Genomic DNA, 21,986 nt, shown 5'->3' with positions numbered 1-21,986 from the left:
GTCCGCTACATCGCTGCCAGCTTCTTCATCGCCGCCTTGATCGAGCTCGCCGCGTCGTCATAGCCCTGCCACGCGCGGATCTTCGCCAGCAGCGCCGGCACGGTGCGGACGGTGTATTTAGCCGGATCGAGGTTGCCGCGCACCTGTGTCCAGGTCAGCGGCATCGAAACGGTGGCGCCCTCGCGCGCGCGCGGCGAGAGCACGGCCACCGCGGTCGCCATCCGGTCGTTGCGCAGATAGTCGAGGAAGATTTTTCCCTTGCGCAGCTTCTTCGACATGTTGAGCAGATAGCGCTCCGGCGCATCGTTTGCCATCCACTGGCAGACTCCTTGCGCAAACGCCTTGGCCTCCTTCCAGTCGACCTTTTCCCGGGCGCCATGGCGCAGCGGCGCCACCACGTGCAGCCCCTTGCCGCCGGTGGTCTTGCAGAAACTCTCCAGCCCCAGCGCCGCCAGACGGTCGCGCATATCGTTCGCAGCCTTGATCACTTCAGCGAATCCGACCTCCGGCGCAGGGTCGAGATCAAACACCAGCCGTCCCGGCGTCTCGTAGGCGTCCGGTGCGCAATTCCAGGGGTGCAGCTCCAGCCCGCCGATCTGCGCCACCGCCGCCAGCGCCTCGATCCGGTCGATCTGCAAGTAAGGCTTGCGATCGCCCGAAACCTTGGCGAGCGTCATGAGGCTGGAGCCGCCATGCATCGCGTGACGCTGAAAGAATTGCTCGCCATCGATGCCGTCGGGCGCGCGGACAATCGAGCACGGCCGGCCCTTGAGGTGGACCATCATCCATTCGCCGACCGCCTCGAAATATCGCGCGAGGTCGAGTTTAGTGACGCTCCTGCCGTCACCGCCGTCGGGCCACAGCGCCTTGTCGGGTTTCGAAATCGCGACGCCCATCACCTCGGCGGGTTTGGTCGCCGATGATTTCATCGACCTGACCGCAGGCTTTGCAAGCTTGACCGTCGCAGGCATCTCCGCCCGCACCTCAACGGCCGGCTTGTCCTGCCGCAGCCCCTTGAACGCGGCCTGCCGGATGTTGCCGCCATCGGTCCAGCCGGCAAACTCGATTTCGGCGACCAGTTCAGGTCTCAGCCAATGCACGTCGCGGGTTTTCCTCGGCGCATCCTTGCCGGCGAACGGGTTCTCGTCCGATTCCGCCGCTTTCAGCGCTGGCATGATACGGCGGACGGTGTCCTGCCCGAAACCGGTGCCGACAATGCCGACATAGGCCAATTGGCTGCCGCGATAGACGCCCGCCATCAACGATCGGAATTTCCCGTTGCTGGTCTTCCAGCCGCCCAAAACCACCTCCTGCCCGCCGCGGACCTTGGCCTTGGTCCAGCCCCCCGTACGGCCGGAGCGATAGGGCGCATCGAGTTTCTTGGAGATGATGCCCTCGATCTGCAGCTTCCTGGCGGATTGCAGCATGGTATCGCCGCTTTCCTCGAAGTGCTCTACGTAGCGGATCAACATCCCGTCACTCTTGCGCCGCGTCAGCACGTCCTTCAGGCGCGCCTTGCGCTCGCGCAACGGCAGCGGACGAAGATCCTCGCCGTCGAAAAACAGCAGGTCGAACGCGAACAGCACGAGGTCATCGGTCTTGCCGTCGGACAAGGCCGCCTGCAGCGCCGAAAAATCCGGGACGCCGTTCTGGTCGAGCGCAGCAATTTCGCCGTCGATCAGGAGATCGGGAAGCGAGCCCGCTTCCCGGGCGATGGCGCCGAACTTATCGGTCCAGTTCAGCCCCTTGCGGGTGTTCACCGCGACCTCGCCGCCCTCGACCCGCAACTGCACGCGATAACCGTCGAACTTGATTTCGTGGCACCAGCCGGCCGAGTTGGGTGGCCGCTCGACGGAAGCGCAAAGCTGCGGCGCCACGAAATCGGGCATGGCTTGCTGCTTCGGCTTCACGGCTGGAGCGCGCGCGCTTGCCTTGCGCGCCGGGGCTGATCGCGCGGTGACCCTTTTTGCCCTGGAACGCGCCTCGGCGGCATCACCGCGATTGGAGTGCCAGACCGCGTCGGCGCTGGTCTTGCGTTTCGCCAGCATGAACGGCGTCGGCGCCTTGCCCTTGCCGTCTGCGATCTGCGCCATCGATCGTCCGGAGGCGACCGAGCGGTCCGCGTCTAGGACATCGTTGGCTTCGGCCTCCCTGGCGAATTCGTCACGGTGCTTGATCAGGAGCCAGTTGGTGCGCTTGCCGCCATGGCGGTCGGCCTTCATCCGGACCAGCACCCAGCTCCCTTGCAGCTTTTCGCCATGCAAAGTGAACTTCAGATCGCCCTTGCTGAAACCACGCCCGGGATCGGGCGATTCCCAGAAGCCCCGATCCCAGATCATGACGGTGCCGCCGCCATATTGGTCATGCGGAATCGTCCCTTCGAAGTCGCCGTAATCGAGCGGGTGGTCCTCGACTTCGACCGCCAGCCGCTTGTCGCTGGGATCCAGCGACGGTCCCCTCGTAACGGCCCACGACTTGAAGACGCCATCGAACTCCAGCCGGAGATCGTAATGCAGGCGGGTCGCATCATGCTTCTGAATCACGAACCGGCGCTTGATGGCGGGCGCGACACTGATGTCGCCAGAGGGCTCCCCGGTCCTGCCGAAGTCGCGCTTGTTGCGGTAGGTGATCAGGCTCTTCAACGCCACGGCTAGACCTCTACAGGCCGCAAAGGCGGCCAACCGGAACGAAAACCGACATTAACCGTTGCAGTTCCCCAACCCAACCCGTGCCGGAGATGATAATGGCTCCCCGCGCCTACTGGAAAGGCTCGCTCAAGCTGTCGCTGGTTTCATGTCCGGTGGCGCTCTACCCGGCCTCGACCTCCACCGAGAAAACCCGCTTCCACATGATCAACCGGGAGACCGGCAACCGGCTGAAGCAGCAGATGGTCGATGCCGAAACCGGCGATATCGTCGATGGCGACCAGAAGGGCCGCGGTTATGAGTTGACCAAGGGAAGCTACGTCGAGATCGAGAAGCAAGAGCTCGAGGCGGTTCAGATCGAGAGCAACCACACCATCGATATCGACAGCTTCGTGCCCCGAGATGAGATCGACAAGCGCTATCTCGATCACCCCTACTACATCGTGCCCGACGGCAAGGCGGGGATCGATGCCTTTGCAGTGATTCGCGATGCCATGAAGGACCAGGACCGCGTCGCGCTGGCGCGCATCGTGCTGACCAACCGCGAGCACGTGATTGCGATCGAACCGCTCGGCAAGGGCCTGCTCGGCACCACGTTGCGATATCCTTACGAGCTGCGCGACGAAAGCGACTATTTCGACGACATCAAGAACCCGAAGATATCAAGAGACATGATCGAGCTCGCAAGCCATATTCTCGATACCAAGGCCGCGCATTTCGATCCGTCGAAATTCAAGGATGAATACGAGTTCGCGCTGAAGGCGCTGGTGCGCCGCAAGGCCGCCGGCAAGTCGATGAAAATCAGCGAACGCCAGCCCAAGCCGGACAATGTCGTCAACTTGATGGATGCGTTGAAGGCAAGCCTGAAGGGAACGCCGGCGGCAAAGCGACGCGCAAACAATCCGGCTTCGCAGCGGTCGCCTGCTCGCCGCACCACCAGGAAGGCGCACCGGTCGGCGGCGCGCCAGCGCAAGGCGGGTTGAAAATCGCTCTGCCGTTCCGCTTTCCAAAGCGCCGGCAACGAGAGTTTCAACGCTATCGCCCTGCCTTCCGCTTCGACTTCTTCGCTGCGTTTCGTTTCTTAGCGGTCTTTTTCGGCACCTTCCGCCCTTTGGCGCGCGCCTCGGACAGGCCGATCGCAATCGCCTGTTTGCGGCTGGTGACCTTCTTGCCGGACCGACCGCTGCGCAAGGTGCCGGCCTTGCGCTTCTTCATCGCGCGCTCGACATCGGCGGACGCTTTCTTCGAGTATTTGCGTGCCATGGCTTTGCTCCGCTGGAGAGAAAACAATCCGCTTCACCAGGCGAGGTTCCGCCTCTGCCCACCCCGCCTGCCGGGGGCGCGACGCCGCCGGCTTCGCTCCGGCTTGCATTGACCGGATACGGAAGGCATTTTGGACGTAAGCGGCGTCTGACGCCAGCGACAACAACCACGCCGAACCGGGAGCACCAGATGGCATTGACGCAATCGCACGTCGCAGGACCGGGCACGCCGGCGGTACGGGAGATGACGTTCGGCGACCTCTTGCGCAACGCGGCCGAGGCGGCCCCCGATCGAGTCGCGCTGATTGCCGGCGTTCCAGATCCGGCGCTGCGACGGCAATGGACCTACGCGCAGCTATACCGTGAGGCAAGGCGCACCGCGCGGGCGCTGCTCACCCGCTTCAAGCCCGGGGAGCGCATTGCGGTCTGGGCGCAGAACCTGCCGGAATGGGTGATGCTCGAGTTCGGCGCGGGGCTCGCGGGCATGGTGCTCGTGACCGTCAACCCGGCCTTCCGCGCCAGGGAGGTGGAGTATGTGTTGAAACAGTCGCGCGCCGCCGGGGTGTTCGTCGCCAACGGCTTCCGCGGCAACCCGATGCTGGAGACGGTACGGGCGGTGGCGCCGAACTGCCGCGAGTTGCGGGAGATCATCTGCTTTGACGATTGGGACGCCTTCATCGCCGCAGGCGATGATGAACGGATCGAACTTCCCGCCGTCCGCCCCGATGATCCCGTGATGATCCAGTACACGTCAGGCACGACAGGCTTTCCGAAGGGAGCCCTGCTCCGCCACCGCGGACTTCTGAACAACGGCGCCGACACCGCCGAACGGATGGGCGTCGATCCCGGCGATGTCTTCATCACCACCATGCCGTTGTTTCACACCGGCGGCTGCGTCTGCTGCGTGATCGGCGCGGTGTCGAAAGCGGCGACGCAGGTGCTGATCGAGGCCTTCGACCCGGCACTGGTGCTTGAAATGTTCGGCACCTATCGCGGCAACGCCATGGTCGGCGTTCCCACCATGCTGGTCGCCATGCTGGAACACCCGTCATTTCCGACCACCGACCTCTCCTCGGTCAAGGCGATCTGCTCCGGCGGCTCCACGGTGCCGGCGCCGCTGGTCCGGCTGTTCGAGGAGAAGCTCGGCGCGCCCTTCACCATCGTGTTCGGCCAGACCGAATGCTCGCCGGTCGCGGCGCAAACCCGCACCGACGACAGCGTCGAGGACAAGGCCAATACGATCGGCCTGCCGCTTCCCAACATGGAAACCAAGATCATCGACCCCGACACCGGCCAGACGGTGCCGATCGGCACCATCGGCGAGTTCTGCACCCGCGGCTATCACGTCATGCTCGGCTATTTCGAAATGCCGGACGCCACCGCGGCCGCCATCGACGCCGATGGCTGGCTGCATACCGGCGATCTCTGCGCGATGGATTCACGCGGCTACTGCACGGTGGAAGGCCGGCTCAAGGACATGATCATCCGCGGCGGCGAAAACATCTATCCGCGCGAGCTGGAAGAGCTATTGTTCCGGCATCCCAAGGTCGGCGAAGTCGCCGTCATCGGCGTTCCCAACGAAAAGTGGGGCGAAGAGGTCGCAGCCTTCATCCGGCCTGCGCCCGGCGCCGCCATCGACAAGGACGAATTGATCGACTACATGCGCGCCGCGCTGGCCCCGCACAAGACGCCAAAACACTGGTTCGTCGTCGATGCGTTTCCGCTGACGGGATCGGGCAAGATCCAGAAGTTCAAGCTGCGGGAAGCCTGGACCAAGGGCGAGATGACGGCGCTCTAGGTTCGTGCGTCATCGCCTCCGAACCGACTGAAGAGACGCGGCCTGACGATCCGCCGCAGGCCCGGAATCCATCCAACCGCTCGAGTTGGTGCCGCCGTGGATTCCGGGTTCGATGCTTTGCATCGCCCCGGAATGACGGAGGAACGATGGTCAGGCCGCTTGCCGGACCATCTCGCCTATTCCGCCGCCGCCTGCTGTCCCGCCTTCTCGGCCCTTACTGCGCAGAACTTGAATTCAGGGATTTTGCCGAACGGGTCGAGCGCCGGGTTGGTCAGCAGGTTGGCCGCTGCCTCCGCGTAGCAGAACGGCATGAACACCATGTTGTCGGGCACATCGCGGTCGGAACGCACCTTGACCTCGACCGCGCCGCGGCGGGTTTCCAGCCTGACGAAATCGCCGGGCCACACCCCGAGACGCCGCATGTCGCGCGGCGACATGAACGCCACCGCCTCCGGCTCAAGCTCATCGAGCACGCTGGCGCGGCGGGTCATCGATCCCGTGTGCCAGTGTTCGAGCACCCGGCCCGTCGACAGCACCATCGGATATTCGGCGTCAGGCACCTCGTCCGGCGCGATGACGTTCGCCGGCACGATCCTGCCGCGGCCGCTCGCGGTCGGGAACCCGGTGGTGAAGATGATCTCGTTGCCGGGCTTGTCGGGCGCATCGACCGGATAGGTCACCGCGCCCTCGCGTACCAGCCGCTCCCAGCTGATGTTCTTCAGCGACGGCATCACCTGCGTCATCTCGGCAAAGACGTCGGCCGGACCGCTATAGTTCCAGGGCAGCCCCATGCGCTTGCCGATTTCCTGGATGATCCAGAGATCCTGGCGCGCCTCGCCGGGCGGCTTGATCACCTCGCGCGCGAGCTGCACCCGGCGGTCGGTGTTGGTGAAGGTGCCGGACTTTTCCGCGAATGCGGAGGCCGGCAGGATCACGTCGGCGTGGAACGCGGTCTCGGTAACGAACAGGTCCTGCACCACCAGATGCTCGAGCCGGGCCAGCGCTTCGCGCGCGTGCTGCAGGTCGGGGTCCGACATCGCCGGATTCTCGCCCTCGATGTACATGCCCGAGATTTCGCCGGCGTGGATGGCGTTCATGATCTCGACCACGGTCAGGCCGCGCACCGGATCGAGCTCCCGGCCCCAAAGCTTTTCAAAGGGCTGGCGCAAATCGGTACGGCCGACCGGCTGGTAGTCCGGCAGGAACATCGGGATCAGGCCGGCGTCGGAGGCGCCCTGCACGTTGTTCTGGCCGCGCAGCGGATGCAACCCGGTGCCGGGGCGGCCGACCTGGCCCGTGATCAACGCCAGCGCGATAAGGCAGCGCGCGTTGTCGGTGCCGTGGATGTGCTGGCTGATGCCCATGCCCCAGAAGATGATCGAGGCGCGCGAGCGCGCATAGACCCGCGCCACCTCCTTCAGCGTCTCCGCGGGGATACCGCAGATCGCCTCCATCTTCTCCGGCGGGAAATCCTTGATGCGCTCGGCCAGCTCATCAAACCCTTCGGTATAGCCCGCGATATATTGCTGGTCGGCCAGCCCCTCGGTGATGATGGTGTGCAGCATCGCGTTCAGCAGCGCGACGTCGCTGCCGGGCTTGAAGGCGAGATGCCGCCAGGCGTGGCGCGACAGCGACTGCTGGCGCGGATCGATCACGATCAGCTTGGCGCCGCGCTGGGCAGCGTTCTTGATGTAGGTGGCGGCGACCGGATGATTCACGGTCGGGTTGGCGCCGATCACGATGATGACCTCGGCGTCCATGGCGGCGGCAAACGGCGCCGACACCGCGCCTGAATTCAATCCCTCCATCAGCGCCGCCACCGACGAGGCGTGGCAGAGCCGTGTGCAGTGATCGACATTGTTGGAGCCAAAGCCGGTGCGCACCAGCTTCTGGAACAGATAGGCCTCCTCGTTGGAGCCCTTGGCCGAGCCGAACCCGGCCAGTGCCTTGACGCCCTTCGCGTCGCGAATTCTAACGAGGCCGCCGGCGGCGATGTCCAGCGCCTCGTCCCACGAGGCTTCGCGGAAATGCGTGAAGGGATTGGCCGGATCGACCTGGTCGTTGGCGTCCTTCTTCGCGTTCGGCAACCGCACCAGCGGCTTGGTCAGACGATGCGGATGGTGGATATAGTCGAAGCCGAAGCGGCCCTTGACGCAGAGGCGGTTGTGGTTGGCCGGGCCGTCGCGGCCCTCGGCGTAGATCACCTTCTCGTCCTTGACCTGATAGGTAACCTGGCAGCCGACGCCGCAGAACGGGCACAGCGAATCGACCTTGCGGTCGGCGTAGGTGACGCGGGTCTGGTTCTCGTCCAGCATCACCGAGGGCATCAAGGCGCCGGTCGGGCAGGCCTGCACGCATTCGCCGCAGGCGACGCAGGTGGACTCGCCCATCGGATCGTCGAAGTCGAACACGATCTTCGATCCGTGACTGCGATAGGCCATGCCGATGACGTCGTTGACCTGCACCTCGCGGCAGGCGCGCACGCACAGGCCGCACTGGATGCAGGCGTCGAGATTGACGCTCATCGCGGGATGGCTGGTATCGCCGGCCCAGCGCTCGGCGGCGGGGAAGCGGCTTTCGGTCACCTCGACCTTTTCGGCCCAGCGCCAGAATTTCGAATCGGGATCGTGCGAGGTTGCACGCGCCGGCTGATCGGCGACCAGGAGCTCCATCACCATCTTCTGCGCCGCCACCGCGCGCGCGCTCGCGGTCTTTACCTTCATGCCGACGCTCGGGGTGCGCGTGCAGGACGCGGCCAGCACGCGCTCGCCTTCGATCTCGACCATGCAGGCGCGGCAATTGCCGTCGGGCCGATAGTCCGGCGCCGGCGAATAGCACAGATGCGGAATTTCTCTCTCGTGACGTTTGGCGACTTGCCAGATGGTTTCGCCGGCGCCGGCCTCGACCTGTTTGCCGTCGAGTTCGAATGTAATCCTGGTCATTCCGCGGCCTCTTTCGGCACGAACTCTTCCGGAAAGTATTTGATCACCGACGTCAGTGGATTCGACGCCGCCTGGCCGAGCCCGCAGATCGAGGCGTCGCGCATCGCCTGGCTCAACTGGTCCAGCAGCTCGAGGTCCCAGACCGGCCGCGCCATCAGGATCGCCGCTTTCTCGGTGCCGACCCGGCACGGCGTACACTGGCCGCAGCTTTCATCCTCGAAGAAGCGCATCAGGTTGAGCGCCGCATCCCTGACGCTGTCGTGCCCGGACAGGACGATGACGGCGGCGGAGCCGATGAAGCAGCCGTATTTTTCCAGCGCGCCGAAATCGAGCGGAATGCTGTCCATCGACGCCGGCAGGATGCCGCCCGACGCGCCGCCGGGCAGATAAGCCTGGAAAACATGTCCGTCAGCCATGCCGCCGCAGAACTCATCGATCAGCTCGCGCACCGTGATTCCGGCCGGCGCCAGCTTCATGCCGGGATTCTTGACGCGGCCCGACACTGAATAGCTGCGCAGACCGTGGCGGTCGTTGCGGCCGTGGCTCTTCCACCAGCCGGCGCCCTTCTCGACGATGTCGCGCACCCACCACAGCGTCTCGAGGTTGTTGATCAGCGTCGGCAGGCCGAACAGGCCGACCTGGAACGGATATGGCGGCTTGTGCCGGGGCAGGCCGCGCTTGCCCTCGATGCTTTCCAGCAGCGAGGATTCCTCGCCGCAGATATAGGCGCCGGCGCCGCGCCGCATATGCAGGACCGGACCGCCGGGCGGCAGCCTGGCGATCTCGCGCGCGAGAATTTCGCGCGAGGCCGGATATTCATCGCGCATGTAGATATAGACGTCGGTCGCCTCGACCACGTGGGCGCCGATCAGCATGCCCTCGATGAAACGATGCGGATCGGTTTCGAGATAATAGCGGTCCTTGAAGGTGCCGGGCTCGCCCTCGTCGCCATTGATCGCCATCAGCCGCGGGCCGGGCTCGCCGAGCACCGCGCGCCATTTGCGCCCGGTGGGAAAGCCCGCGCCGCCGAGGCCGCGCAGCGAGGCGTCGTCGAGCGACTTCAGGAGATCGTCCCGCGTCATTGCCCCGGAACGAAGACGATTGAGCAGCGCGTAGCCGCCGTCGGCGACATAGGCGTCATAGTCGACATATTTTGGCAGATGCGCATGGGTGTCGCCGGCCTTGGCCGCGGCAAGCACGCTCGTCACGGTGGCATGGTCGACGAAGTGATGGCCGACTTCGGCTGAAGGAGCGGTGTCGCAACGACCGACACAGGGCGCGCGCACCACGCGGATGCCGGGGCCGGCCGTGTTCTGCAATTCGCGCAGCAGCTGTTCCGCGCCCAGCATGGCGCAGGTCAGGGAGTCGCAGACGCGAATAGTCAGCGGCGCGATGTCGGGTTCACCCTCCTTCACCACATCGAAATGCGCATAGAAGGTCGCGGTCTCGAACACTTCCGCAAACGACAGCTTCATCTCGTCGGCCAGCGCTGCCAGGTGCGCCGCCGAGATCTGGTGATACTTGTCCTGGATCAGGTGCAGGTGTTCGATCAGGAGATCGCGCCGACGCGGCCGGTCGCCGAGCAGAAGCGCGATGTCGTGCGCGGCGGTGGGATCGATCTGGCGGCCCTTGGGGGTCGACTTGGCCCGCTTCCGCCCCGCGCCTGGGTGCTCGAACGCGCGGACTTGTTGGGGGTCGTGATCCATCTAAACGTCTCGTTTGCCGCTCAACATCAATCAAACCTAGTCTCTGGCATGCCAGATGCCAAGAGAATTATGGCGGTTGAGAAGCATTTAAGAGCGGGCGTCGGAACCGTTTTATCCTGTCTTTTCGATCAGGAAAACGATCCGGCTTTCCACGCGTTCGGCGATCTCGACCTTGTCGCCGGTTTCCCGGATCAGATTGGGAATGTCGATCACCGACAATGGATCAGTGCAATGCACTTCGAGGAAGTCGCCCGGCGTGATCGTCTTCAGCGCCTTGCGCGTCTTGAGCGCCGGCAACGGGCATTTCAGGCCGGTGAGATCAAGTTTTGTCGTGGTCATGTCGCAAACATGGCGAAGCGGGAGATCGGCGTCAATCACATCAGGCTGGCATAGGCCAGGAACCCGACGCTCTCGCCGGGCTCGACCCGTGTGACGGTTTCGCCGAGTTCGACCAGGCCGTCGGTATCGACCAGCGAGGACAACAGCCCGGCGCCCTCGCGCGGGAATTTCACCGCCTCAAGCACGCCATCGGCCGCCCTGCGCAAACTGACCCGGACATATTCGCGGCGCGCGATCTTCTTCCTGTAGCTGAAGCCGGCGCGTACCGGCAGGGGCAGCAGATTCTCCTGCCTCGCGCCCGACAGCGCCAGGATTGTCGGCCGCACCACGTGAACGAAGGTCACGAAACTCGCCACCGGGTTGCCCGGCAAGCCGATGAACGGCGTGCCGGCGATGACCCCCATGGCGACGGGACGTCCGGGCTTGATCGCCATCCGCCACAGCACCAGACTGCCTACGCTTTCGACGCTCGCCTTGACGTGATCCTCCTCGCCGGTTGAAACGCCGCCAGTCGTGAGGATAAGGTCATGGGTGCCGGCCACGTCCTGCAACGCGCTGGCAAGCGCGGCGCGATCGTCCCTGATGATGCCGAGATCGCTGACCTCGCAGCCGAGCCGCGCCAGCATCGCCATCAGCATGTAGCGGTTGGAATCGAACAACTGCGCCGGGTCGCGCGCCTCGCCGGGCGAAGCCAGTTCGTTGCCGGTGGAGAACACCGCCACCCGCAGGCGTCTGACGACGTCGAGCCGGGTGAGGCCAAAGGCCGCCACCAGCGCCACGTCCTGCGGCCGCAGCCGCTGGCCCGACTTCAGCGCCGGATCGCCCAATGCAACATCCTCTCCTGCCGGGCGCACATTGGCGCCCGGCTTGAGGCCGGCAGGCAAAACGACCTTGTCTCCCTCGAGACGGACGTCTTCCTGCATGAACACGGTGTCGGCGCCGTCGGGCATCGGCGCGCCGGTGAAAATCCGCATCGCCCGCCCCTGTGCAAGCGGCCCGCCCGCGGAGCCGCCGGCCTGGACGCGCCCGGTAACCGCGAACGACAATTCCTGGTCTTGCGGCAGGTCGCGGCTCGACACCGCGTAACCGTCGACGGCGGAATTGGTGAAGGGTGGCAGCGGCAGCGGCGCCGTTATATCCCGCGCCAGCACACGGCCGTCGGCGCCGGCGAGAGCCACGGTTTCCATGTCCCGCACCGGCGTCACGCGCGCGGCGATCAAAGCGATGGCCTCGTCCACCGACATCATCGGGCCGCCAAAGGCAAAGCAATCGTCGGACAATTGCGCCATCTGCCGGATCAGCCCTCAGCTTCGCATGCAGCCAGCACGTCTTCGATCGAAACGGCCGAGCGCAGCAGCATCGCCGCCACGGCCGCGACATCGTCGAGGTGGGCGGTCGCCAGCCTGGTTTCAACCGGGGTATCGGTCACAATCCCGACTACGCCGGGATCGTCGGGAAACAGCAGCGGCTTGCCATTGGCGGCGCGATGGACCTCGATCTTGCGGTGCGGCTCGCGCTTGAAGCCCTCGACGACGACGAGATCGACCCGCGACAGCTTCGCCAGCAGTTCCGGCAATCGCGGCTCGGCGGCGCCGCGAAGTTCACGCATCAGCGCCCAGCGCTGGCTGGACGACACCAGGACTTCGGCCGCGCCAGCCTCGCGGTGCCGCCAGGAATCCTTCCCGGGCACGTCGACATCGAAGGCGTGGTGGGCGTGCTTGATGACGGAAACGCGCAGGCCGTCCTTGAGAAAATACGGGATCGCCCGCGTCAGCAAGGTGGTCTTGCCGGCGCCGCTCCATCCCGCGAGGCCTATCACTTTCATGTTGTTCTCCGGCACCGGCGCAAACTGTCATTGCGAGCGGAGCGAAGCAATCCAGGCTTCCTTTTCTGCACCATGGATTGCTTCGCTTCGCTCGCAATGACGGCAGCAGCCGCATTGTTCATAGCCTGAAATGCTTTATATCGGCTGACAGCGAATGTCATGCTACGCTGTGCCTTATGATGAAAATCGACAAAATCCCCGCCCCCCTGATCGTGCCGAATCCCCGGGATCCGCGGCTGACCGAGCGCGTCGCCGGGATCGACCAGAACGGCGCCACGGCCGAAATCCGGGTGCCGGTGGAACGGCCGCTGACGCTGTACCTGAACGCGCAGGAGATCGTCACCATGATGACGATCGGCGACTATCCGGAGTATCTGGCGCTGGGCTACCTGTTGAACCAGAACATGCTGAAATATGACGATGCCGTCACCGAGGTGGAATACGATGACGACCTGCAGGTGGTGGTGGTGCGAACAGAACATCACACCAATTTTGAAGCCAAACTGAAGAAGCGCACGCAGACTTCAGGCTGCGCGCAGGGCACGGCGTTCGGCGACCTGCTGGAGGCCATCGAAAGCGTGGCGCTGCCGAAGGCGCAACTGCGCACCTCCTGGCTCTACCAGATGACGCATGCGATCAACACCATGCCCTCGCTGTATCTGGAAGCCGGCGCCATCCACGGCTGCGTGCTGTGCAAGGAGGGCCGGCCGGTCTGCTACACCGAGGATGTCGGCCGCCACAACGCCGTCGACAAGATCGCCGGCTGGATCTACCGCCACGGCGTCGATCCCGCCGACAAGATCCTCTACACCACCGGACGGCTCACTTCCGAAATGGTGATCAAGACGGTGCGGATGGGAATTCCGATCCTGGTGTCGCGCTCCGGATTTACTGCGTGGGGCGTCGATCTGGCGCGCCAGGTCGGACTGACGCTGGTCGGGCGCACGCGGGGAAAGCGCTTCATCGCGCTGTCGGGACAGGAGCGCATCATCTACGACCAGAACCTCGACTATGTCGAGGAGGAATCGGCGCGACACAAACGCAAGGGCGAAGACCGTGAAGACTGACGCGACGCCGGGGGACGCACGGACGATTCCCGGCGTGCTGCTTGCCGGTGGATTGGCGCGGCGGATGGGCGGCGGCGACAAGCCAATGCGCGCAATCGGCGGCCGCACCATTCTCGATCGGGTGATCGCGCGGTTGCAGCCGCAGTGCGACGGGCTCGTTCTCAACGCCAATGGCGATCCCGCGCGCTTTGCCACGTTCGGACTGCCGGTGATCGCGGACGGCGTCGCCGATTTTCCGGGGCCGCTCGCCGGCATTCTGGCGGCGCTCGACTGGGCCGCGGCCAACCGGCCGGATGTTCAACTTGTTCTCAGCGCTGCCGCCGACTGCCCGTTCCTGCCGCGCGATCTGGTGTCGCGGCTGCACGGCGCGCTCGTGGCCGAGAAGGCCGAGCTTGCGGTTGCCGCCTCCGGCGGCCAGACGCATCCGGTGATCGGGCTCTGGAGCGTCGCCTTGCGCGAACAGCTGCGCCACGCGCTTGTGGTCGAGGACGTCAGGAAGATCGACCGCTGGACCGCGCGCTACAGGCTCGCCACCGTGACATGGCCGATTGCGCCGCTCGACCCGTTCTTCAACGCCAACACCATCGATGACATCGCCGAGGCCGAGCGTCTGGCGGCGCTGGATGGCGGGTAGCTTCAGGCCGGCCGAAACCCCGCTCTTGCCAGCGCCGCGCGGCCTTCCTCGGACGCAATCGCGTCGAGAAAGGCCTGCACCGCCGACCGCTGCTTGCGCGCCTTTACCAGCGCGAAGTCATAATGCTCTTCGGCAAAGGGAATGAAACCCAGGTTTGACGCATGCGCGACCGGCGCAATGGTCATGCCCCAGTCGGCGCGGTGCTGCGCGACGGCGGCGGCCACCGCATTGTGCGAGCGCGGCTGGTTCCAGTAGCCGTCAGGGCGCGCATCGCCGAGCAGCCGGTCGATCAGGATGCGCGTGCCGGCGCCCTGGTTGCGGTTGACCATGATGCAGGCGGGATCGGCCAGCGCCGCGCGCACGGCCTCAACCGCCGACCTTGCTTCGAATCGCGGATCGCCGTGGCGAAACACGATGCCCTGCATGCGGCGCCAGCCCGGCACCAGCTCCAGGCCTTCGGTGAGATACGGCGCGTTGTAGGTTTCGGTCTCCTCGTTGAACAGGTGGATCGGCGCGAGATCGCACTCGCCGCGCTTGGCCGCCGCGAGGCCGCCAAGGCTTCCGACGGCGATGGAACGCACCGAGAGCCCGGCACGCCCCAGCGGCGCGGTGATGAGATCAAGCCCGGTGCAGTGGCTGCCGATGATGACGAGATCCGGCACCCGCACATGCGGCGTGAACAGCGTGACCTCGGCTTGCGCGCCGGCCGGCATCTGGTCGGCCAGCGCGTCGATGCGCAGAAAGCCGTCGGCCTGCGCAAACGAGGTGATGGCGCCGGAGCCTTTTCCGGAGGGGTAAGCGATCAATCCGTCCGACCCTTCGACCAGCGACACCATGACGAATTCGGTGCGGCCGAGTTCGGAGGCGATCCGCACCGGAAGCCGGGCGCTGACCGTGGCGTCCGTGCGCGGCGGCAGGCCCGCCATCCGCCGCAGGACCGGCACGATCATGTCATGGAAGGTGAACATCGCCGAAGTCGGGAATCCCGGCAGGATGACCACGGGCTTGCCGTCACATACCGCGAGACACAGCGGCTTGCCGGGCTTGAGCGCGACGCCATGGGCGATGACGCCGGGCTTGCCGAGCCGGCCGATGAGACGGTACGACACGTCGCCCGCGCCCTTCGAGGTGCCGCCGGACAGCACCAGCATGTCGCTGTTCGCGAGCGCGGCGCGCATCGCCGCTTCCAGCTGCGCTTCGTCGTCCGGAATCGCGCCGAGAAACCGCGCCTCGCCGCCATTCTCCGTGATCGCGGCGGTGACGATGGCGCCGTTGGTGTCGTAGATCGCGGCGGGGGCAAGCGGCGCGCCGGGCTGCACCAGTTCGTCACCCGTGGAGATGACCGCCACAATCGGTCGCCGCGCCACGCTGACTTGCGCGATGCCGCAGGCCGCCAACATGCCGATCTCGCGCGAGCCGATCACGGTGCCTGCGCGCAAGAGCGCCTCGCCGCGGGCGATATCGGAGCCGGCATAGGACACGAACTGGCCGGGCGACGCACTCCGGCGGATTTCGATGGCCTGCCGGCCCGCCGGCTGGGTGTGCTCGACCATCACGATAGCGTCGGCCCCGCGTGGCACTGGCCCTCCGGTTGCTATCGGCGTCGCCGTCCCCGACAACACCGGCCGGGTCGGCGCGACGCCGCAGGCGATCACCTCGTCGTTCAACTTCAGCCGTACCATCGCGGCTTCGCCGGCGGAGGCGAGGTCGGCGGAACGCACCGCAAAGCCATCGACGTTGGAACGGTCGAACGGCGGCACGTCGATCGGCGCCACCACGTCCTCGGCGAGCGCGCAGCCGAGGACGTCAGCGAGCGCGCCCTGCTCGCGCGGAACCTCGCGCGGAAACAGCGCGGCCTCGAACCGCGCCAGCGCGTCCTCGCGCGACAGGATGGTCAGGAACTGGTCCTGATCGGGATTGTCGCGGCTTCCCGACAAGGGCGTGTTGCTCGTTCCCGAATTCATGTCATTCCCGCAGCATATAGCCATCGACCGCCGTACCGGCCGCGAAACCTTCCGCGCCACCCGGCACCGCAATCCAGGCTTCGGCGCGGGCGATGGCATCGAGCGACAGATCGCCCGCCGCCAGCGTGATCCAGATGCACTGCTTTCGCTCCAGCAGCACCACCTCCGCGATGCCGACGCTGGATGCAATCTTGCGCGCCAGCGGCAGATTGAGCGCCTTGCGCGGCCGGCGGCCGGACAGGCGATCGAGCGCGGGAAGCGCCAGCGTCCACCACGCCGCGAAGGCCTGGTCCGGCGCGCCCGGCAGCACGACAACAGGTGTCTTGCCGATCCGGCCCACGGCCGAAGTCCGGCCGGGCTGTACCGCAATGCCGTGGGCGAGCACTTCGCCGCGCGCGGCCAGCGCCACCACCGCCGCATCGGTGCGGCCGACGCCGGAGCCGCCGACGATCAGCAGCAGGTCGCATCCGCCCGCCTCCAGCGCCGCCGCGATCGATCCGGCGTCGCGGCTGGCGGGCGTCAACACGGCGACCTCGGCGCCCGCACTGCGCGCGCTCTCGGCGATCAGGTCGGCGGTCACGGTGTCGCCGGGAACATTGACGACAAGCACGCGCGGCCGCCGCACCGTCAGGCGCGCCATTCCGGCCGCGCGCGCGATCAAGAGATCGCGCGGCAGCACGCGCCGGCCCGGCTCGACGACGCGGCGGCCGGCCGCGATATCGCTGCCCGCGCGACGCACGCCCTGCCCCGGGATCGCTTCCGCCAGCACCTGCGCGACCGGGCCGGACAGATCGATGGAATCGGAATCCAGCACGCAGTCGCAAGCCTCCGGCATGGCTTCGCCGACCTCGACCCAGGCCGGCGGCGTCGCCAGCGGCAGCGGCGAATAGGCGGACGCTCCGACCAGATCGCGGGCGCGAAGCGCAAAGCCATCCGCCGCGGCGATGTCGCGCGGCGGAACGGCGTCAAGCGGCGGCATCTCGGCGGCGACGCAGCGCAGCGCCTCCGCCAATGAAAGCTCCATCGGCGCGACCGGCGCCACGCCATGCAGCAGCGCGGCAAGGGCGGCGTCAAGTGGTGTCAAGGCAGGCGGCAAACGCTGGTTCGAACTCATGGCCCGCCTATGCCCTGAATCGGTGCGGAAATAAACAGGGGTGCGGAACAAGTCGCGCCTGTCCTCCGGCACTTGACCGGGTTGAGACCCGCTCAGCAGGGCTGAAACAGCCTGTTCTGGGCCGCGATGGCGGCATTGCCGGATCGATGGGCTGCCTGTAAACGATGGCGGCACCGTCGCCGACCGCTTGCCGCGGGCGCGCACGGCGGGGCCTGTAGCTCAATGGTTAGAGCCGGCCGCTCATAACGGTCTGGTTCCTGGTTCGAGTCCAGGCAGGCCCACCAGCCTTCGCTCGCTTCGCGAGCTTCGGCTAGGCAAGCCAGTCCGTGACCTCTCCGAGCGAAGCGAGTGAGAGCTGCCGCGCCGAAGCCCATCGGGCGTAGGCGGGCTGGGCGCGCGAGCTACGGCTCGGCAAGCCTCCCAACCAAAATATCGAAAACAACCCCATGCAAAGGAGCGCGGCGTCGCCGGCGTGGATGCTTTGACCCGCGAAAACACTTTGACACGTCGGGCAAATCACGGGCACTAATTCATCATCGCGCACATTTTCAGGATAGCCCCTGGGCCTGCCCAATGGATGCTTCGGGGCAGCTCGCGGTTTTCAAGCCGGCTGTCGCGCCGGGTCGGCGCCGTAGAGGTTCGGTCCCCTGGTGCCCGGCAGAATGCCGAGCTCGACGATGCCCCATAGCGTCGGCGGAAGGCTCGCAAGAACCAGGATCGCGCCGGTGAAGAAATCTCCGCTCCGGCCGGTTCCGGGGTCGTTGAACAAGGCGATGCTGAAGCCGCCTGCGAGCAGGGCGAAGGGGAGCAGCCAGAAAACCAGCAGCCACCAGCCGTTCCTGTTGCGGTCGTGCAATCGCTTGGCGCCCACGGCGAGGATCGGCCACAGGCTCAAGATTCCCATGAATTGCGAGGCCAAGGCGACAAACAGGATGGCCGCCTCTCCGCTTTCGAGCGCGAGGGGAACGAAGATCAAAAGCTGCACCGGAACGATCAGCGCAAGGATCGCCAGCCAATAGATGCGGCGGCCGATCCGGCCGTCGAAGCTGAAAAGGATCGTCTGCAGTTTCATCGCATCCTCGTCAACGGCGAGCTCTGGCGTGCGTTGATTGGTCGGTACGGCGGCTGATTAAGTTCGAAACGGCGTTCCTTGATACCGATGCCGCAGACTCTGCCTCAGCGACGTTTTTCCGCACCATGCGACGAGTCCTCGGTGTCCGCCAGGAAAGTTGGGCCTGGCCGGGCCACGCTTGCTTGACCGAGTTCAATACCGGCCGCATTGCACCCTCGAACATTCGAGGCGCGCCACGCATGCCCCTGTTTCCTGGCATCCGCTTCGGCACCGATCGCTACCCAGAGAAGGTGGCAAGGCGGCTTCGGGGCGTCAACCTCGCCACCTGGATCGCTTCGGCCACTCACGCCTTCTATGCCGTCGTGCTTGTGTTCGATTTCACGCGGTTCTGGTGGCTTGCCCTCGCAAACACGGTCGCGATGCTGCTCTACGCGGGCATTCCGCAGCTCCATCGCCTTGGCCATCTCGCGGGACCGATCGTCCTCATCGTTCTGTTCTATGCGGATATTCTCGCCTACACGTGCTTGCTCGGCACCGGCGTCGGCATTCAGTTCTACTTTCTGCTCGCCGTGGCGCTCGCCGTTCTGTACGTGGGCCCCGGGTACACATTTCTCGCGACAGCCGCCGGTGTGCTTGCGGCGGCCCTGATCATCGCTGTGCAGCTGATGGTGCCCTATGACACCGGACTGCTGCCGCAGTGGCTACTTGTTGCGAGTCTTTTCACGAATACCGTCGTCAGCTGCAGTGCGCTGCTGCTGATCGTATCCTACGCGCTACGCGAGGCCGCGCGCGCCGAGACGATCGCCGAGCGTGAGTATGAGCGGTCCGAGCGACTTCTCACCAACGTCCTGCCCTCTCCCATCGCCGCTCGACTGAAGAAGGAAAGCAATGTTGTGATCGCCGATCGCCACGATGAGGCCTCGATTCTATTCGCCGACATGGAAGGGTTCACGGCGCAGGCGTCTGAAACCGCCCCGGACGAGCTCGTCCGGTTTCTCAACCGCGTGTTCTCGGACTTCGACCGGCTGGTGGACCGCCACGGGCTCGAAAAAATCAAGACCACCGGCGATGCCTACATGGTGATAAGCGGCGCACCGGCTGCTCGCCCGGACCACGCGCAGGCGCTGGCGACATTGGCGCTGGAGATGCGCGAGACAGCCATGGAATGGCGGGATCCGCGCGGTCGGCGCGTGCCGGTCCGAATCGGCATCAGCAGCGGGCCGATTGTCGCGGGTGTCGTTGGCACGCGAAAGTTCTTCTACGATGTCTGGGGCGACGCCGTGAACGTCGCCGCTCGCATGGAAACGACGGGGGTTGCGGGAAAAATTCAAATTTCGCATAGCGTCTACGAACGGTTGAAGGACCAGTTCGTGCTGGAGCCGCGCGGCGAGATCGAGGTCAAGGGCAAGGGCTCCATGCAGACGTGGTTCCTGACCGGTCGCAAGCCGCTTGCCGACGCCCAGCCCCTGTCGCACAAGCGCCCCTCATAGACCCGATATCGCGACCTAGGCGATGGACTGGCTCGACGCGGCAGCGCCCCGCGGCGGCGGCCACGATAGCGCCAGCCGCGCTCATCAACCGACTTTCAGGTAAGTGAAGCCCTTGCTTTGCACCGAGGCCACCGTCGCGAACGCGGGGCCATTCGTCCGGACGCAAAAACGACGTCGCTTCCAGGGACATCGTCAGCTTTGTAACATCTCGCGTTCCCGCATCGGCCGAACCCTTGTACTTTCCAGTTCGACTGATATGTTTCAAGTATACTTCTGGGATGCGTCAAAGATTTATCACAAACCTGCCTGATACGGAGAAGCGGTGCCAAGGACGCCAGCGAAACGTCGCAACCGAGCCACCCCTTCCGAGGATGGCACCCTCACCGACCGCGCTTACGCCGAACTCGAGGAGATGATTGTCACCCTGCAATTATCTCCGGGCACCGTGCTGTCCGAGCAGGCGCTCGCCGTTCGGCTGAAAATCGGGCGGACCCCGATCCGCGAAGCGTTGCAGCGGCTGGCACGCGACGGGCTGGTGGTCATCATGCCACGCCGCGGCATCATGGTTTCCGAAATCAATCTGAGGCTGCAGTTGCGGCTGCTCGAAGTCAGACGCGAGCTCGAACGGCTGATGGCGAGGCTTGCGGCCGAACGCGCCACGCCAGAGGAGCGCAGCGAGTTCGCGGAAGTCGCACGGGCCATGCTTCAGGCCGCGGCCAAGTCGGACGACATCGCCTTCATGCGGCTCGACCAGCGTTTCAACATGCTGATCGCAGCCGCCGCCCGCAATGAATTCGCGCGGCGCTCGATCGGGCTGATGAACGCGCTTTCGCGCCGGTTCTGGTACCAGCACTATCAGGAGGTCGCTGACCTGCCGCTCGCCGCCAAGCTGCACGCTGCGGTCGCCGAGGCGGTGTCGCAGAAAAAGGCGAAAGCCGCCGCGACCGCATCCGACCGGCTGATCGACTATATCGAGGACTTCGCGCGCAAGACGCTCGATACCTGAGCCGCGGGATCAGTCGAACATGACGACGCTGCGAATGGTTTCGCCGCGCCTCAGCGAAGCAAAGCCATCGTTGATCCCGTCAAGCGAAATGCGGCGGGAGATCAGCTCATCCAGCAGAAGCGCGCCGTCGAGATAGGCTCGCGCCAGCAGCGGAAAATCGCGGCGCGGGCGCGCATTGCCATAGCTGACGCGGCGAATGCGCTTCTCCTGCATCAGCGAGCCCCAACGAAACGAGACATCCTTGTCGACATCGACCTTGCCGAGCCAGATCACCTGGCCGCCGGGCCGCACGGCCTCGGTGGTGTTGCGGAACGCGGCGGCGCTGCCGGCGGCCTCTATCACCACATCGACGCCGCGGCCGCCGGTCGCGCGCTTTCCGAACGCGACCGCATCCTCCTTCGATGCGTCGACGCCCTGCGTCGCGCCCATTTTTGCCGCGAGCGCAAGTTTCGCCGGATCGAGATCGACGGCGATAATGGCCCCGGCGCCCGCCAGCCGCGCGCCTTGCAACGCGGCAAGCCCGACCGCGCCGCAACCGATCACCATGACGGTGTCGCCGTGCGCGATGGCGCCGAGATTGAGTGCTGCCCCGACGCCGGTCATGACGCCACAGCCGATCAGGCAGGCGCGGTCGAACGGAATTTCCTTTGGGACCGGGATTGCCTGCTGGTCCGAGACGATGCAGTATTCGCCGAACGATCCCAGAAACATCAGTTGCTTCACCTGACGTCCGTCGGCCAGCGCGGCGCGGCCGCCGCCGTCGAAGGCGCCCGCCTTGGGGCCTTCGACGAGATATTGTTCACACAGGATCGGCGCATCTCGGTCGCAGTAGAAGCAATGCCCGCAATGCGGATTCCACGACAGCACGACATGGTCGCCGGCCTTGACGCCGCGCGCCGCCGCTCCGGTCCGCTCGACGACGCCCGCCGCCTCATGGCCGAGCACGATCGGCATCGGGTAGCGCAGCGAGCCGTCGATGACTTCCAGATCGGTGTGGCAAAGGCCGGCTGCGAGAATCCGCACCAGCACGTCCGTCGGCTGCAACGCCGCGGCGGTGATCGTCTCGATCGTTAGCGGCGTCTGCGCCGCATGCAGCACGGCGGCTCGATATTGCAGCGTCAT

General features: G+C 65.5%; 17 protein-coding genes and 1 tRNA gene. 7 read left to right on the top strand and 11 right to left on the bottom strand.

All coding sequences use genetic code 11. From position 1 onward, the window contains the following. Window positions 1–5 precede the first annotated feature (5 nt). Window positions 6–2,648 (bottom strand): DNA ligase D, encoded by a 2,643-nt coding sequence (ligD, locus tag Q0D31_RS16915; protein ID WP_291853434.1) that lies wholly within the window; start codon window positions 2,646–2,648, stop codon window positions 6–8. Window positions 2,649–2,743: 95 nt separating this feature from the next. Here ligD and Q0D31_RS16910 point away from each other — a divergent pair, with 95 nt between their 5' ends. After that, the gene (locus Q0D31_RS16910) at window positions 2,744–3,628 is read left to right on the top strand and encodes a Ku protein (RefSeq protein WP_291853431.1); all 885 of its coding nucleotides are present in this window, start codon (window positions 2,744–2,746) and stop codon (window positions 3,626–3,628) included. A gap of 52 nt (window positions 3,629–3,680) precedes the next feature. Here the strand turns inward: Q0D31_RS16910 and Q0D31_RS16905 are convergent, their stop codons facing one another. Beyond that, the gene (locus Q0D31_RS16905) at window positions 3,681–3,908 is read right to left on the bottom strand and encodes a DUF6496 domain-containing protein (RefSeq protein ID WP_291853428.1); all 228 of its coding nucleotides are present in this window, start codon (window positions 3,906–3,908) and stop codon (window positions 3,681–3,683) included. A 189-nt stretch (window positions 3,909–4,097) separates the two neighbouring features. Here Q0D31_RS16905 and Q0D31_RS16900 point away from each other — a divergent pair, with 189 nt between their 5' ends. After that, the gene (locus tag Q0D31_RS16900; RefSeq protein WP_291853424.1) at window positions 4,098–5,705 is read left to right on the top strand and encodes an AMP-binding protein; all 1,608 of its coding nucleotides are present in this window, start codon (window positions 4,098–4,100) and stop codon (window positions 5,703–5,705) included. A 176-nt stretch (window positions 5,706–5,881) separates the two neighbouring features. Here the strand turns inward: Q0D31_RS16900 and fdhF are convergent, their stop codons facing one another. The 5 genes from fdhF to mobB form a co-directional block, all read right to left on the bottom strand. Further along, on the bottom strand, window positions 5,882–8,647 hold the full coding sequence (gene fdhF / locus Q0D31_RS16895; protein ID WP_291853421.1) for a formate dehydrogenase subunit alpha: 2,766 nt from the start codon (window positions 8,645–8,647) through the stop codon (window positions 5,882–5,884). Beyond that, the gene (locus Q0D31_RS16890) at window positions 8,644–10,353 is read right to left on the bottom strand and encodes an NADH-ubiquinone oxidoreductase-F iron-sulfur binding region domain-containing protein (protein WP_291853419.1); all 1,710 of its coding nucleotides are present in this window, start codon (window positions 10,351–10,353) and stop codon (window positions 8,644–8,646) included. Before Q0D31_RS16890 ends, fdhF begins: the two co-directional genes overlap by 4 nt. A 111-nt stretch (window positions 10,354–10,464) precedes the next feature. Further along, window positions 10,465–10,692 carry a sulfurtransferase TusA family protein gene (locus tag Q0D31_RS16885; protein ID WP_291853414.1) on the bottom strand — a complete coding sequence of 76 codons (228 nt, stop codon included), beginning with the start codon at window positions 10,690–10,692 and terminating at the stop codon, window positions 10,465–10,467. A gap of 35 nt (window positions 10,693–10,727) precedes the next feature. Then, window positions 10,728–11,981, bottom strand: coding sequence for a gephyrin-like molybdotransferase Glp (glp, locus tag Q0D31_RS16880; protein ID WP_291853411.1), 1,254 nt, complete (start codon window positions 11,979–11,981; stop codon window positions 10,728–10,730). A gap of 8 nt (window positions 11,982–11,989) precedes the next feature. Then, a complete protein-coding gene (gene mobB, locus Q0D31_RS16875; protein ID WP_291853407.1) occupies window positions 11,990–12,517 on the bottom strand; it encodes a molybdopterin-guanine dinucleotide biosynthesis protein B in 528 nt (175 codons plus the stop codon). 176 nt (window positions 12,518–12,693) lie between these two features. Between mobB and fdhD the strand changes: the two genes are divergently transcribed. Further along, a complete protein-coding gene (gene fdhD / locus Q0D31_RS16870; protein WP_291853404.1) occupies window positions 12,694–13,584 on the top strand; it encodes a formate dehydrogenase accessory sulfurtransferase FdhD in 891 nt (296 codons plus the stop codon). Beyond that, window positions 13,529–14,218, top strand: coding sequence for a molybdenum cofactor guanylyltransferase MobA (mobA, locus tag Q0D31_RS16865; protein WP_291853401.1), 690 nt, complete (start codon window positions 13,529–13,531; stop codon window positions 14,216–14,218). The genes fdhD and mobA overlap by 56 nt, the downstream gene beginning before the upstream one ends. 2 nt (window positions 14,219–14,220) lie before the next feature. Here mobA and Q0D31_RS16860 read toward each other — a convergent pair whose 3' ends face one another. Next, a complete protein-coding gene (locus Q0D31_RS16860) occupies window positions 14,221–16,182 on the bottom strand; it encodes a molybdopterin biosynthesis protein (RefSeq protein WP_291853398.1) in 1,962 nt (653 codons plus the stop codon). Window position 16,183: 1 nt separating this feature from the next. After that, complete coding sequence (locus Q0D31_RS16855) at window positions 16,184–17,296, bottom strand: molybdopterin-binding protein (RefSeq protein WP_291853395.1); 1,113 nt, start codon at window positions 17,294–17,296, stop codon at window positions 16,184–16,186. Between the two features lie 208 nt (window positions 17,297–17,504). On the opposite strand from Q0D31_RS16855, the gene Q0D31_RS16850 reads away from it, so the two are divergent. Next, window positions 17,505–17,580: transfer RNA gene (locus tag Q0D31_RS16850), tRNA-Ile, on the top strand. A 317-nt stretch (window positions 17,581–17,897) separates the two neighbouring features. Here Q0D31_RS16850 and Q0D31_RS16845 read toward each other — a convergent pair. After that, window positions 17,898–18,368 (bottom strand): DUF805 domain-containing protein, encoded by a 471-nt coding sequence (locus tag Q0D31_RS16845; RefSeq protein WP_291853392.1) that lies wholly within the window; start codon window positions 18,366–18,368, stop codon window positions 17,898–17,900. Between the two features lie 182 nt (window positions 18,369–18,550). On the opposite strand from Q0D31_RS16845, the gene Q0D31_RS16840 reads away from it, so the two are divergent. Both Q0D31_RS16840 and Q0D31_RS16835 read left to right on the top strand, forming a co-directional pair. Beyond that, window positions 18,551–19,858: an adenylate/guanylate cyclase domain-containing protein gene (locus tag Q0D31_RS16840; protein ID WP_291853389.1), complete on the top strand. Its 1,308-nt coding sequence runs from the start codon at window positions 18,551–18,553 to the stop codon at window positions 19,856–19,858. A 322-nt stretch (window positions 19,859–20,180) separates the two neighbouring features. Continuing rightward, the gene (locus Q0D31_RS16835; RefSeq protein ID WP_291853386.1) at window positions 20,181–20,864 is read left to right on the top strand and encodes a GntR family transcriptional regulator; all 684 of its coding nucleotides are present in this window, start codon (window positions 20,181–20,183) and stop codon (window positions 20,862–20,864) included. 9 nt (window positions 20,865–20,873) lie between these two features. On the opposite strand, the gene Q0D31_RS16830 is transcribed toward Q0D31_RS16835, so the two are convergent. Next, a complete protein-coding gene (locus Q0D31_RS16830) occupies window positions 20,874–21,986 on the bottom strand; it encodes a Zn-dependent alcohol dehydrogenase (RefSeq protein ID WP_291853383.1) in 1,113 nt (370 codons plus the stop codon).

Origin of the sequence: Bradyrhizobium sp., assembly GCF_022844465.1 — a bacterium.
Lineage (GTDB): Bacteria > Pseudomonadota > Alphaproteobacteria > Rhizobiales > Xanthobacteraceae > Bradyrhizobium.
Note: the sequence above shows the minus strand (reverse complement) of the source record. Positions and strands in the feature narration are given on the sequence as shown.

Bases quoted from the DNA above. Each gene is read 5' to 3' on its own strand.
- Q0D31_RS16830 (WP_291853383.1), bottom strand. From the start codon at position 21,986: ATGACGCTGCAATATCGAGCCGCCGTGCTGCATGCGGCGCAGACGCCG.
- Q0D31_RS16855 (WP_291853395.1), bottom strand. From the start codon at position 17,296: ATGAGTTCGAACCAGCGTTTGCCGCCTGCCTTGACACCACTTGACGCC.
- Q0D31_RS16900 (WP_291853424.1), top strand. From the start codon at position 4,098: ATGGCATTGACGCAATCGCACGTCGCAGGACCGGGCACGCCGGCGGTA.
- fdhF (WP_291853421.1), bottom strand. From the start codon at position 8,647: ATGACCAGGATTACATTCGAACTCGACGGCAAACAGGTCGAGGCCGGC.
- mobB (WP_291853407.1), bottom strand. From the start codon at position 12,517: ATGAAAGTGATAGGCCTCGCGGGATGGAGCGGCGCCGGCAAGACCACC.
- fdhD (WP_291853404.1), top strand. From the start codon at position 12,694: ATGATGAAAATCGACAAAATCCCCGCCCCCCTGATCGTGCCGAATCCC.
- Q0D31_RS16845 (WP_291853392.1), bottom strand. From the start codon at position 18,368: ATGAAACTGCAGACGATCCTTTTCAGCTTCGACGGCCGGATCGGCCGC.
- Q0D31_RS16885 (WP_291853414.1), bottom strand. From the start codon at position 10,692: ATGACCACGACAAAACTTGATCTCACCGGCCTGAAATGCCCGTTGCCG.
- Q0D31_RS16905 (WP_291853428.1), bottom strand. From the start codon at position 3,908: ATGGCACGCAAATACTCGAAGAAAGCGTCCGCCGATGTCGAGCGCGCG.
- Q0D31_RS16860 (WP_291853398.1), bottom strand. From the start codon at position 16,182: ATGAATTCGGGAACGAGCAACACGCCCTTGTCGGGAAGCCGCGACAAT.
- glp (WP_291853411.1), bottom strand. From the start codon at position 11,981: ATGGCGCAATTGTCCGACGATTGCTTTGCCTTTGGCGGCCCGATGATG.
- Q0D31_RS16890 (WP_291853419.1), bottom strand. From the start codon at position 10,353: ATGGATCACGACCCCCAACAAGTCCGCGCGTTCGAGCACCCAGGCGCG.
- Q0D31_RS16910 (WP_291853431.1), top strand. From the start codon at position 2,744: ATGGCTCCCCGCGCCTACTGGAAAGGCTCGCTCAAGCTGTCGCTGGTT.
- mobA (WP_291853401.1), top strand. From the start codon at position 13,529: ATGTCGAGGAGGAATCGGCGCGACACAAACGCAAGGGCGAAGACCGTG.